Consider the following 12,169-nt stretch of genomic DNA (forward strand, 5'->3'; position numbering starts at 1 on the left):
ATTAAAAATTGGGGTAAGGATCAGAACTCAAAAAATCCCTTCCATTTGATAAGACCGAGTAAAAACTTGTGTGGGAGCTTGTCGTGATGTGGATAGACCCTAACGGCATAATGCCAGCAGGGATGGCCGAGGTTCTTTAGTGCGTTTCCTTCATAGCGATAGAGCCACCTGCTACCTCCGAGATTTTGGGGATGTCTAAGTTCTATGACGTAGGGCTTTTCTATTGCGTATCCTTCTGCTTTGATTCCGTAATAAATTTCAACCTTTACATCCTCTGGATTTAAGCCATTGAGGTTTACTATAACCTCAACACCCGTAGCGTCGTGAGTTGTAATGCGCTCTATCTCCACTTTATCCCAAGAGCTGAGAACCTTCGCTTTCCACGATGCAATCTCTTTTGTAGCTTTGAAGTTGTCTCTCCTTAGAATAGCGGCATTTGTGAGGGCTTTTGAGTAGAACTTATCGACGTATTCTTTTAGCATTCTGTGTGTGCTGAACCTTGGCGCAATGCTCTTTATGCTCTCTTTCATCATGTAGATCCATTTTGGTTTGTTCTCGTAGTATGTGGGGATTACCTCATTTTCAAGGAGGTCATAAAGGCTCTGTGCGTCCCTAATGTCGTCTTGCTCAGTTTCTGGTTCGAGGCTTTCATCTCCGATGACCCATCCGTTTTTGCCGTTATACCCCTCGACCCACCATCCGTCATAGACGCTCAAATTCAAAACACCGTTTAAACCGGCTTTCATTCCACTGGTTCCGCTTGCTTCAAGTGGCCTTCTTGGATTGTTGAGCCACACGTCTACTCCTGCTACCATAGCCCTTGCTGAGCCCATGTCGTAGTTCTCAAACACTATGATTTTGTTCTTAAATTCGGGCATCTGGGATACTTCATAGACCCTCCTGAGGAACTCCTTGCCTGCTTCATCCCTCGGGTGGGCTTTTCCTCCAAAGATTATGTACACAGGCCTTTCTGGATTATTTACTATTTTCTTGAGCCTTTCCAAGTCAGTCAAAATGAGTGTTGCACGCTTGTAGGTTGCAAAACGCCTTGCAAAGCCTATTATCAAGGCGTTCTCGTCTATTTCAGGTAGGGGCTCTTCAATTCCAAGGCGCTCGTTTCTCTCTTTTATCTTCCTTTTGATGAGTTCTATGAACTCTCTTTTTGCCTTTAAATGGGCTTCCCAGAGTTCCTCATCTGGAATTCTCTCCACTCCATACCAGAGACCCTCGAGCTCTGCATAATCTCTCCAGACTCTCCCAATATACCTATCGACGAGCTTCTTTATCTCGTTATGAAGCCATGTTTTTGTGTGAACTCCGTTTGTGATGCCCTCTACCGGAATCTCGTCTAAGGGAACACCGTTCCAGAGGTGTCTCCACATTTCTTTAGTTACCTTTGAATGGAGCTTACTCACAGCGTTTACATAGCTCGAGGTTCTTATTGAGAGAAGGGTCATGTTAAACTGATCTCCCTCTCTGCCTAAATTAAGGAATTCATCCTTTGGAAGGCCTTCAAGGAATTTGGCAAGTCTCTTCTCAACTTCTGCTATTGGGAATTTGTCATGTCCAGCCGGCACGGGAGTGTGGGTTGTAAAAATCGTTGTGCCCCTTACGACAGTTAAAGCTTCCAAAAAGTTTAGACCCTCCTCCATATACCATGCTATTCTTTGGAAGTTTGCAAACGCTGGATGTCCTTCATTAAGGTGAATAACAGCTGGATCAATTCCCAGCATTCTTAAAAGCCTCATTCCACCAATCCCTAAAAGTATCTCCTGCTTTATTCTCTTGTCTATCTCAGCGTTGTAGAGGTAGTCACAGATGCTCCTATCATCCGGAGAGTTTTGAGGAACATCAGTATCGAGAAGATACAACTTTACCCTACCGACATTGACTTCAAAGGCTCTTGCATATACTATTCTATCCTCTATTGGCACTTCTATGAGGAGTGGCTTTCCTTTCTCCGTGGTTAGGGGCTTAATCGGCATTTCCTCTGGGTTGTACTCTGGAAACACCTCTATCTGTCTCCCATCTTTGTCGATTTCCTGTTTGAAGTATCCGTGCTTGTAAAGAAGACCGATAGCTATAAGCGGTATTCCCAAATCGCTTGCCGTCTTTATGTGATCACCGGCAAGTATTCCAAGTCCACCGGAATAAATTGGGAGGCTCTTGCTTATCCCGTATTCCATACACAAATATATTACGGGTTCCTTCCATTTTGGATAATTGGTTGAAAACCACGTGCTTTCTGGATTCATGTAATGCGTGAACTGGTCAATTACGAGTTCATAGAGGTTTATAAAATCATCATCTTTTGAAAGCTCCTTTAATCTCTCCTCTGGAGTATCGAGGAGAAGCTTGACTGGATTTTTATATTCCTGCCAGTGTTCGGGATCTATTTTTTCCCAGAGTTTTGTGGCTCTCCTATTCCAGCTCCACCAGTAGTTATAGGCTAGATCCAAAAGACCTTCCAAATTTTCTGGGAGTTTTGATTTTATCTGATTAACAACAGTTTCCATGATATCACCCCACAAGCTTATGCAACTTTGTTACTCATTCGCAGTGATACATTATAAGGATTTTGGAGAAAATAAAAAGCGACGAGCGAATTCATATTAGAACCTTTTTGAGCTTTCTTTTTGCTTCTTCTATGCTCTTGGGTATTTCCAGTCCAAGACTTGAGAATAAATCTACCAGGGGAGGAACATCTAAATTATGCTCTCTGAGAAGATCTGCGTTTCCTAAAATCTCCTCTGGACTTCCAACTTTTATAACTTTGCCCCCATCTAAAAGGGCTATCCTGTCACAGAGTGTAAGATACTCAGCTTCGTGAGAGGATAAGATTATAGTCTTTTCCCCTCTGAATTTCTCAATTAACTCCCTCAACATTTTCTTTCCCCGGAAATCAAGGTTAGCGAAGGGTTCATCAAACACTAAAATCTCCGGTTCCATTGCAAGTACTGTCGCTATTGCTACCCTCTTTTTCTCTCCAAAGCTAAGTTCTTTTGTTTCTCTGTTTTTATATCCCTCCATACCAACAAGCCTTAGGGCTTTTTCAACCCTTTCTTCTAATTCTCTTCCCCGCAAACCAAGATTGTAAGGGCCGAAAGCAACATCGTCAAATACCTTGGGGGAAAATAGTTGGTCGTTTGGGTCTTGAAACACTATTCCAACTATTTTTCTAACTTCTTTTGGATTTTTATTGACTTCTATCCCGTTTACAATAACTTTGCCCATTTTGGGTTTCAATATGCCGTTTAAATGCATTATAAGGGTTGATTTCCCTGCTCCATTTGGGCCCAGAATTCCAAATACCTCCCCGTCGTTTATTTTAAGTGAAATGCCCCTCAGCACTTCTCGGTTGTTATACGAGAAATGGACATTCACGAGTTCTATCAAAGCAACGCCACCCCCAATGCGATTAGAGTTAGAACTATGGGTTCAACTCTTTTTTCTTCCGCTACTTTGGGAAATTCTCCAAAGCCCCTCGAAAGCATTGCCCAGTGTATCCTCACACTTCTCATGTATGCTCTGGCAAATATCTCGCCTATAAGCATTCCTAGCTTTTTATAGTATCCTATTTTCCCAATGTTAAATGCTCTAGAATCAAGTGCCCTTTTCATCCTAAGGGCCTCTTCTTCAAAAAGTTCAAGATATCGATAGGTGAATGCAAGAGTTAGCACCAGTATCCGCGGAAAACGAAGGGTTTCCATCTCGGCCAATATGTAAGGGAATCCCAAAGAATTTGAGACTACAACAACAGCAGAAGATGAGAGAAAGGCTTTTCCAAGTAGAAGAGAGAATCTTTGAATGCCCTCGTAGGTTATTACTCCAAGGGGAGTCGCTACTACGGGCTTTCCTGGTGTAAACAATGCCAGAATAAAGAGTAGCCCCTCAAAGCCCAAAAGAAATCCCAAATGTTTAAAAAGCGCTCTTTTTGGTTTGAGTAATAATATCAAAGCCATCAGCACTGGGAGAAAATAAAACAGCTCAACTAAGCTTGTTCTTGTAACGATCAGCAGTGCGTAAATAAAAATAAAAATGAGGTACAAGTCAGACACCTTTTATCAGTTTTCCAAGTCCGTAAGCTATTCCAAAGACAAGTGTTATCCCAATTGCTCCCATTATAAGACTTTGTCCCCACGTTTCGCCGTAGTCGAGAGGAGCGCTGTAAACTGGAGATTCCTCCAGATGTACTTTTTCCATTGTTGCTTCAAGCCCATCTGGGTTTTCAGATGCAAATGGCAAGGCAATTGCGAGCAGGATAAGGATTATGAGCAATCCTTTTACGATGTTTCTCATGCTGGAACACCCCCTATCTCGGGGAGTTTAGACTTGAGAGCGTTCACCACAAAGAGAGTTATTAACGCTTCTCCAATCCCTATCACTGCATGGTAACCGACCATCAGGCCTAATACTTTTCCAAAAGGCAAGCTGTGACTTATGCCTATCTCCACCGAAGCTAAGAAGGCCCCTAAAACCACCGCTGACCAAGAGGCAAAGGCTATTCCAAATGCTTCATTAAAGTTCTTGAGCTTGGAGTATATCCAGTATCCAACAAAAGCCCCAACTATTCCCATGTTTAGTATGTTTGCCCCTATGGCAGTTATTCCACCGTCTCCGAAGAGAAGGGTTTGGATCAATAGTACTGCGGTCATTACAAGCACTGCTGCATATGGGCCCAAGAGCACCGCTACAAGCACGGCTCCAAGTAAATGTCCACTTACTCCCCCTATAATTGGGAAGTTTACCATCTGAGCAGCAAAGATACCAGCCGCAAACAGCCCCAAAAGAGGGATTTTCTCTTCTGGAAAGTCCTTTAACTTCCTTAATGAATACGCAAGGATCCCAATTGTCACTGCATATGTTACCACTATCACCGGAAGACTCAGCAGCCCATCGGGGATGTGCACATAGCTCACCTCCTCTGATTATCTAGTAGCACTATGTCTTAGTAAGGTAACACCAAATAAAAGCTTTTTTAAAACCTTCCTTTTCCAACTAGAGGTTGCTGTAATTAGTTCAAATAAAACACCTAAAGTGTTAAATAGTTTGGAGGCCAAAATAGATTATAAGGAAACAAAAAAGTTTCCAAATATGAGGTGAAAAGATATGGGATTTAACAAAGTTTTTTCTCTGCTGTTGGTCTTTGTTGTACTTGGAGCTACAGCAGGGATAGTAGGGGCAGCTCCAGTTGAGAAGGTTCGAGTGATAATAACAATAGACAAGGACTTTAACGAAAACTCCGTCTTTGCACTTGGGGGCAACGTTGTTGCAAGAGGAAAGGTATTTCCAATTGTTATAGCGGAGCTTCCTCCACGAGCAATTGAGAGATTAAAGAATGCTAAGGGTGTTGTTAGAGTAGAGTACGATGCGGAGGCCCATATATTAAAAGGCAAACCACCGGGAACAGGCAAGCCAAAGCCTTCACAACCAGCTCAAACGATTCCATGGGGAATTGAAAGGATTAAAGCCCCGGATGCATGGAGCATAACCGATGGTTCAAGTGGTGTCATCGAGGTTGCAATCCTCGATACTGGAATTGATTATGACCATCCAGATTTAGCGGCAAATCTCGCGTGGGGTGTAAGCGTACTTAGAGGCAAAGTGTCTACAAATCCCAAAGATTACAAAGACCAGAATGGCCATGGGACTCATGTTGCGGGAACTGTAGCGGCACTCAATAATGACATTGGAGTAGTGGGAGTCGCTTCAGCTGTGGAGATTTATGCTGTTAGGGTTCTTGATGCAAGTGGTAGAGGATCTTATAGCGACATAATCCTTGGAATAGAGCAGGCATTGCTTGGCCCTGATGGAGTGCTTGACAGCGACGGGGATGGAATAATAGTGGGCGACCTAGATGACGATGCAGCAGAAGTTATAAGCATGAGTCTTGGAGGTTCAAGCGATGTTCAAGCCTTCCATGATGCAATAATAGAGGCATACAATTACGGAGTTGTCATCGTAGCGGCAAGTGGTAATGATGGGGCATCAAGTCCAAGTTACCCTGCAGCTTATCCAGAGGTTATAGCCGTTGGTGCAACAGATAGCGATGACCAAGTGCCTTGGTGGAGCAACAGGGGAGTAGAAGTTAGTGCTCCTGGCGTTGATATTTTGAGCACATACCCGAATGACAGCTACGAAACTCTCCAGGGGACTTCAATGGCGACACCTCACGTTAGTGGAGTTGTTGCATTGATTCAAGCTGCTCATTACAACAAATATGGAAGCGTTCTACCAGTTGGAACTTTTGATGACATGGGCACAAACACCGTTAGGGGAATACTACACTCAACCGCAGATGACCATGGGAGCCCAGGGTGGGATGCAGACTATGGCTATGGAATAGTTAGGGCAGATTTGGCTGTTCAAGCTGCTATCAGTTGATTTCTTTTTTTATTTTTCAGAAACTTTTAAATGGAATATTCTCTTAGTAATAGGTTGGTGATTCATATGGAACCGAAGACACTGCTCAATATAAGCAGATTTATTGTTTTTCTAGGCCTTATAACAGGTCTTATATATCAAAGGACGGATCATATATACCGAACTTTTGTGGCTTTAGTTGGTCTCTACATTCCGGATATGGCCGAGAAATATTTTCCAAACCCTCACTCTAAATTAAGAGCATTTTTAGCGCCAATTTACAACAAAAAGACGATGGCACTCTTGGGAGTTTTTATAGCGATTCATGTTTCCCTCCTAAATGTCCCTTTTACTACAGTTGACCTTTTTCACAAAGAGTGGAGAAACGCGGATGTGATAAGCCATTTTCTTGGAGGGGTAGCCGTTTGGGCTATTACTGCTGAAGTTCTCCTTAACCTATCAACTGAAGGATATTTAAAGCTAACACGGAGAAAGCTGGTCGTTTATTCTTTTTTGGTTCTTTTTGTTTTAAGTCTGGGCTGGGAAGTTATGGAAAAGCTTAGTGAAAGTGTAATATCTTATATCTATGAGAGTATCGAAAACAAAATCCGAGACACTATCATGAACGCACTCGGTGGATTATTTGCTCTGTACTTAGTTCTTAAGAGGAAGTATCCATTTGAGGTGAATTTGAACCATTAAGGTATCGAAAACTTTATTAACCTAATGTAAATAAATATTCTCTAGGAAAGGTTTAAATGGAATGAAAACAAATATAAAATTGAAGGAGGTGTTAAGAATGGTCGGGATTTCTGTACAAGAGGTTATGACAGAAAAATTTGCAAAAATTGACATAAACGCCCCCCTTTCTGAGGCGATTGGAATTTTTGAAAAAGAAGATCCGGATTTAATTGTTGTTTTTGATGGAAAGCTGTATAAGGGTGTATTGACCCAAGACTTGATAATCCGCTCCCACTTAAAGTGGGATCCGACAAAGGCTAAGGTTAGGGATGTATACAAGCCCGCACCCGTTGTAAAACCTGATGAAGATCTAAGTTTAGCGGCTAAACTTATGATAGAGACCGACTTACGTTCACTCCCTGTTGGGGAGGATAAGAACAATGTTATTGGTGTAATAAGCGATATTGCCCTACTTGAAAGGGTTGCCAAGGAAGAATTTGGAAGAAGACCCGTAAAAGAGTTCATGAGCAGCGATGTAATCACTCTCAAACCGTACGACACCGTGGCTAAGGCACTTGCAACAATGAGAGATCATGCTATCTCGAGAATTCCGGTTGTAAACGAAGAAGGAAAGCTCGAAGGCTTGGTAACACTGCATGACCTGATTATCAGATTTATAAAGCCAAGGTTTAAAGCACAGTTTGGAGAAGTGGCTGGAGAAAAAATCCCGCCGTTCTCAACCCAGCTCAGAGAGGTCATGCTTAGAGGAGTAATAACAATAAAGCCTGAAGCAAGCGTTAGAGAAGCTGTGGAATTAATGAAGGAGCACAACATCGATGGCCTTGTTGTAGTTGATGATAAAAACATAGTTAGAGGAGTGCTCACGGTCAAGGATCTCCTGCTCCCAATCTCAAGAATGGTGGAGCAGAAAGCAAGGTTCTACCTGCAGCTAGGTGGAGATGCCCACTATTTAAGTGACTTTACAAGGGAGAGAATAATCTCCGACATAAGGAGATTTGTTGAAGGATATGAAGACCTTCTCGGAAATGAAGGAATAATCTACCTTAGGATTAGGAGATTCCCGGAGAAACTCCGTGGAGTCCACCTCTACCAAGCAAGAATGAGAATCGTAACAGACAAAGGCCAGTGGGTAGCTACTGGAGAGACTTGGGGAGCTATACAGGCAGTTCACGATGCCCTTAGGGCAATAGAGAGGCAGATACTCCAGGAAGCAGAACTCAAGAGAGAAACAAAGCACACTAGGAGGTTTATAGAGTATCTTGGCTTCTGAGTTTTCTTTTTTACATTTTGTTAAATTCTCTTTCTAGGAGTGCCATCTGCTTCTCGGTTAGGGTTCTCGGGTCTATTATTAGAGCTATAACCTTTCCCTTGCTTACAACTCTGTCCTTCAAATCAAATAGGAACTTAACGGCATTCTCAAATCCATTTTCTATCATTAGGTACTCGAATCCATCTATGTAAACCGCATTGTATCCGCTTTCAAGGTTCTTAGTTATGAGATGAATCAGGATGTCTATTTTCGTTGGTGATATAGGATAGACTCTTCCATCTCCGCTTCTGCTGCTTTCTTCTATTCTTGTGAGCCAGTAAACTAAAGTATTTTCGGGAACTTTTTCTTTTGGTGGATTTCTTGTTATTATGATAACATCTTGGTCAAAGAAATTGGGGATTAGTTTTTCCAGGTCTTCTTTGCTTTTAAAGATAAATGCGCCCTTAACTTCTGGAGGCTTTTGCTGTTTTGGCTTTTCAAACACTGCCATTTGCGAGGGGAATATTGCAAACTTCAAAGCTCCAACTGCAGCCATTAATCGAAAAACTGCTGCTAATAAAAACGCTGTTGAAGCTATTGACTCAACGTTTCTTATAAACGGGTATGTTAGGTTTATTGTCCCTAAAAGAATAAGCCCCCACGGAAAGAGTTCTTCAAGGGTGTTTTTGGAAACCACATAGTTCCTCAATACGTACCCAACGTATATCAAAGAAGCCCCAAAGGCAAGGATAGGAAATAATGACTTGATTGTAAATGAGTGTTCAAACCTGTCGAAAAAGTCTGTAGCTAAAAGGAAGATCCAAATATATGCTGCAATAGCAAATACTCCAAGAATAACGACATCTTTGAATTGGCCCCTCTCTTTCCTTAGCTGAATCCCTCCCCAAAAGAGGAGACCAGCTATGAGAAAGTTGGGAATATTATATGCAATATCGTAGGCTTCTGGTTTGATGGAAATGCCAAGAGGAGTTAAAATGTAGCTTTCTACATCCAGAGCGTTTATAAAAAGAGCTGTAGCTATTAAAGCCCATCTTTTCTCCTTGGTCTTAACGGTTTTGTATGCAACCGCTAAAAACAACAACCATCTCGAGAGAAAATTAAGGTAGGGAATGACATCCATTCCCTCTCACCTTTCAACGATTTCTTTTTCCTGTTTGGCCACAACCAATACATTGGAGGGGATGTTTTTATCAACTATTACGCCCGGACCGATAAGAGAGTTGCTCCCTATTTTCCTTCCCGGGTAAATCGTAACGTTTATTCCAATCTTTACATTGTGTCCTATGATTGCTCCAAGCTTTCTTCTACCGCTGTCTTCGAGTTTACCTTTTACTTCTACCTTTATAGTTTTGTTGTCGTGTCTCAGGTTGGCTGTTATAGTTCCAGCGCCTAAGTTGGTGTTCTCTCCAATAATTGAATCTCCCACGTAGTTAAGATGGGGAGCGTTGCTGTGATCCATTATTATCGAGTTTTTGATTTCAACTGCATTTCCAATGTGGCACCTATCTCCAATGCTCGTATAGGGCCTTATAAAGCAATTGGGCCCTATTTTGGAGTTTTTCCCGATTTTTACGGGTCCTATGATGTAGGCTCCACTTCTAACAACTGTTCCCTCTTCAATTTCTACAGGAGGAAGAATAGTGGCCCCTTCTTCTACAATTCCTTTTATGCTGTGCTGGAGATGGTTTTTGAGAATGTACTCGTTTAGCTCTAAGAGGTTCCATGGCCTTCCCATATCGTTCCAGTAGCCCTCATAAACCGCATAGGTTACCTTCTTGCCTTCTTTTATCATGAGGTTTATTGTATCCGTTATCTCGTATTCTCCGCGCTGGCTTTGTGGGGTGTTCTCTATGAACCCGAAAACTTCTGGCTTGAAGAGGTAAATTCCCAGGTTTGCATATCCGGAAACAGCCCCGGGCTTTTCTCTAATGTTCTTTACGAGCTCACCCTCTACCTCTACCATTCCGAAATGAGTTAAATCCTCAAACCTCTTTACGAGCAACGCGGCATCAGCATTATTTTTTCTGAAGGACTGTAAAAGAGTTTTTATGCCTTCCCTCTCAAAGTATATGTCTCCGTTAACCGCCAAAAACTCCTCATTTTCGATGTATTCAATTGCGGAATAAATGGCCCTTGCAGTTCCTTCTCCTTTTACCTGCTCCACATAGGTTATTGGTTTTCCCCCGTATTCATCTCCTAAATATTCCATAAGCTTTTCCTTTTGGTACCTCACGATCACTATAAATTCATCGACAAAAGGATATATGTTTTCGAAGACGTAATCTATTATCGCTCTGTTTGCGACTTTGAGCATAACCTTTGGCCTATCGTCTGTAAGAGGTCTTAATCTTTCACCTTTTCCCGCTGCGAGTACTACACCCTTCATATCAACACCCCCAATAGAGATGCTATCAAAGCTATGAACCCGAAGAAAATGCAGAACTTGGAAAAGTCAAGCCGCTTGGCAAGTCTAAACATGACTTCAATCATAAGAATGCTGACCACAAATGCAGTTATCACTGCAGCTAGTGGAATTGTTAAGGGTTCCGAAGTGCGTGAAACTTCAGGTAGCTCTAAAAACAGTGCCCCCGTAATAGCGGGAATTGCCATTAAAAAACTGAGCCTTATGGCTTTTTCTTGTTTTACACCCAGAAGTAATAGACTCCCTACTGTCATTCCCGACCTTGATATCCCGGGAATTACTGCTATTCCCTGTGCTACTCCAGCAATTATTGAATCGAATATCGTAGCTTCTTCTTTTTCACTTTTTAACCCTTTTTCTAGCTTTTCTAGTGGGGCTTCCCGAGATTTCTTTAAAATTATGCCGGTAAGGATTAAGGCTATACCTATTATCCCATTAATGGCTTCTCCGTTGAATGAAGATGCGACGAGTTTGAAAGTTTTGTATAAGGGCAGGCCTACTATACCAGTAAAGAGAGTTGAATAGAACAGGAACTTCTCTTCCTCTTCCCACCTAAAGAGAACCAATTTAAGCAAAATCTTGCTCAACTCATACCTAAATTTGAAAAACAACGCCATAAGAGTTCCTAAATGCAAGAGCAGAGAGTAAGAATAGGCCTGCTCCGGGGGTATCTTAAGAAGGTTTATTAAAAATAGCATTGTCTGACCAGAACTGCTTATTGGCAGCCATTCTGTAATTCCCTGGAATAGACCAATAATAATAGCTTGGTAATACTCCATTGCCGTCACTATAAAAACTAACTAAGGTATGATAAATAAACCTTTCGTAGTTCAAAGGTAAAAAATTAAGAGAAAAGTTCAAATTGAATCTCCAGATAATTTTTAAGAGTAATTAAATCAGATAACTTCAGCAAAGGCGAATTTTCTCTTCACACTGTTAATTACAATCTCCACTTCGTCCCCAACTTTGGTGTTTGGAACGAAGACTACAAACCCTTTAATTCTAGCAATTCCATCTCCGCCTTGTCCAATACTCTCTATCTTAACCTTATACCTTTCTCCAACCTTAACTGGAGCTTCAAATCTTCTTCCACCAAATCTATCTCCATACATTTCCAACAATCTCCTTTCAAATTTTCAGCACCCCAGAAGAGTGCTAATGTTAGTTCTTTTGTGGGTTTATAAAGGTTTGCATTTCGTTTTTTGACACTGTCAGGATAAGCAGTGGGACGTTAGGTTTAAGTTTCTGATACCTCTTCAGAAAAGGGGAGAGAAATGAGGACTGAAACCATTATTTACTTACTGGTTTCAGTCTTAAAAACCTTTCGCCGGAACAGGGCGTGTTTAGTTTCACCCCCTGTTATTTAAACAGTATTTGACTCTGAGGAGGATTTTCAGACCATAACACATTAC

General features: G+C 41.8%; 12 protein-coding genes. 3 read left to right on the forward strand and 9 right to left on the reverse strand.

Features of this window, described 5'->3' with window-relative positions; genetic code table 11:
• Positions 1-20 precede the first annotated feature (20 nt).
• The 5 genes from malP to GBV73_RS04195 all read right to left on the reverse strand — a co-directional run bounded on the left by malP (position 21) and on the right by GBV73_RS04195 (position 4,910).
• On the reverse strand, positions 21-2,516 hold the full coding sequence (malP, locus tag GBV73_RS04175; RefSeq protein WP_152879521.1) for a maltodextrin phosphorylase: 2,496 nt from the start codon (positions 2,514-2,516) through the stop codon (positions 21-23).
• 91 nt (positions 2,517-2,607) lie between these two features.
• Positions 2,608-3,396 (reverse strand): energy-coupling factor ABC transporter ATP-binding protein, encoded by a 789-nt coding sequence (locus GBV73_RS04180; protein ID WP_042702518.1) that lies wholly within the window; start codon positions 3,394-3,396, stop codon positions 2,608-2,610.
• Positions 3,393-4,049, reverse strand: coding sequence for an energy-coupling factor transporter transmembrane protein EcfT (locus tag GBV73_RS04185; RefSeq protein WP_152879523.1), 657 nt, complete (start codon positions 4,047-4,049; stop codon positions 3,393-3,395). The genes GBV73_RS04180 and GBV73_RS04185 overlap by 4 nt, the downstream gene beginning before the upstream one ends.
• A gap of 1 nt (position 4,050) precedes the next feature.
• The gene (locus GBV73_RS04190; RefSeq protein WP_004066511.1) at positions 4,051-4,299 is read right to left on the reverse strand and encodes a PDGLE domain-containing protein; all 249 of its coding nucleotides are present in this window, start codon (positions 4,297-4,299) and stop codon (positions 4,051-4,053) included.
• The gene (locus GBV73_RS04195) at positions 4,296-4,910 is read right to left on the reverse strand and encodes an energy-coupling factor ABC transporter permease (RefSeq protein WP_004066510.1); all 615 of its coding nucleotides are present in this window, start codon (positions 4,908-4,910) and stop codon (positions 4,296-4,298) included. The genes GBV73_RS04190 and GBV73_RS04195 overlap by 4 nt, the downstream gene beginning before the upstream one ends.
• Positions 4,911-5,109: 199 nt before the next feature.
• Between GBV73_RS04195 and GBV73_RS04200 the strand changes: the two genes are divergently transcribed.
• From GBV73_RS04200 to GBV73_RS04210, 3 genes are all read left to right on the forward strand, one after another.
• Positions 5,110-6,384 carry a S8 family peptidase gene (locus GBV73_RS04200; protein ID WP_152879525.1) on the forward strand — a complete coding sequence of 425 codons (1,275 nt, stop codon included), beginning with the start codon at positions 5,110-5,112 and terminating at the stop codon, positions 6,382-6,384.
• A gap of 66 nt (positions 6,385-6,450) precedes the next feature.
• Positions 6,451-7,065 carry a hypothetical protein gene (locus GBV73_RS04205; RefSeq protein WP_152879527.1) on the forward strand — a complete coding sequence of 205 codons (615 nt, stop codon included), beginning with the start codon at positions 6,451-6,453 and terminating at the stop codon, positions 7,063-7,065.
• 97 nt (positions 7,066-7,162) lie between these two features.
• Positions 7,163-8,335, forward strand: coding sequence for a CBS domain-containing protein (locus GBV73_RS04210; RefSeq protein WP_152879529.1), 1,173 nt, complete (start codon positions 7,163-7,165; stop codon positions 8,333-8,335).
• Between the two features lie 10 nt (positions 8,336-8,345).
• On the opposite strand, the gene GBV73_RS04215 is transcribed toward GBV73_RS04210, so the two are convergent.
• The 4 genes from GBV73_RS04215 to GBV73_RS04230 form a co-directional block, all read right to left on the reverse strand.
• Entirely contained in the window at positions 8,346-9,455 is a 1,110-nt protein-coding gene (locus tag GBV73_RS04215; RefSeq protein WP_152879531.1) for a DUF835 domain-containing protein, read from the reverse strand.
• A gap of 6 nt (positions 9,456-9,461) precedes the next feature.
• Positions 9,462-10,721, reverse strand: coding sequence for a bifunctional sugar-1-phosphate nucleotidylyltransferase/acetyltransferase (glmU, locus tag GBV73_RS04220; protein WP_152879533.1), 1,260 nt, complete (start codon positions 10,719-10,721; stop codon positions 9,462-9,464).
• Positions 10,718-11,536: an undecaprenyl-diphosphate phosphatase gene (locus tag GBV73_RS04225; RefSeq protein ID WP_152879542.1), complete on the reverse strand. Its 819-nt coding sequence runs from the start codon at positions 11,534-11,536 to the stop codon at positions 10,718-10,720. Before GBV73_RS04225 ends, glmU begins: the two co-directional genes overlap by 4 nt.
• 117 nt (positions 11,537-11,653) lie before the next feature.
• Entirely contained in the window at positions 11,654-11,869 is a 216-nt protein-coding gene (locus GBV73_RS04230) for a TRAM domain-containing protein (protein WP_004066496.1), read from the reverse strand.
• Positions 11,870-12,169 lie beyond the last annotated feature (300 nt).

Origin of the sequence: Thermococcus sp. 101 C5 (assembly GCF_009372125.1) — an archaeon.
Lineage (GTDB): Archaea > Methanobacteriota_B > Thermococci > Thermococcales > Thermococcaceae > Thermococcus_A > Thermococcus_A bergensis.

Bases quoted from the DNA above. Each gene is read 5' to 3' on its own strand.
- malP (WP_152879521.1), bottom strand. From the start codon at position 2,516: ATGGAAACTGTTGTTAATCAGATAAAATCAAAACTCCCAGAAAATTTG.
- GBV73_RS04190 (WP_004066511.1), bottom strand. From the start codon at position 4,299: ATGAGAAACATCGTAAAAGGATTGCTCATAATCCTTATCCTGCTCGCA.
- GBV73_RS04200 (WP_152879525.1), top strand. From the start codon at position 5,110: ATGGGATTTAACAAAGTTTTTTCTCTGCTGTTGGTCTTTGTTGTACTT.
- GBV73_RS04205 (WP_152879527.1), top strand. From the start codon at position 6,451: ATGGAACCGAAGACACTGCTCAATATAAGCAGATTTATTGTTTTTCTA.
- GBV73_RS04210 (WP_152879529.1), top strand. From the start codon at position 7,163: ATGGTCGGGATTTCTGTACAAGAGGTTATGACAGAAAAATTTGCAAAA.
- GBV73_RS04215 (WP_152879531.1), bottom strand. From the start codon at position 9,455: ATGGATGTCATTCCCTACCTTAATTTTCTCTCGAGATGGTTGTTGTTT.
- glmU (WP_152879533.1), bottom strand. From the start codon at position 10,721: ATGAAGGGTGTAGTACTCGCAGCGGGAAAAGGTGAAAGATTAAGACCT.
- GBV73_RS04225 (WP_152879542.1), bottom strand. From the start codon at position 11,536: ATGGAGTATTACCAAGCTATTATTATTGGTCTATTCCAGGGAATTACA.
- GBV73_RS04230 (WP_004066496.1), bottom strand. From the start codon at position 11,869: ATGTATGGAGATAGATTTGGTGGAAGAAGATTTGAAGCTCCAGTTAAG.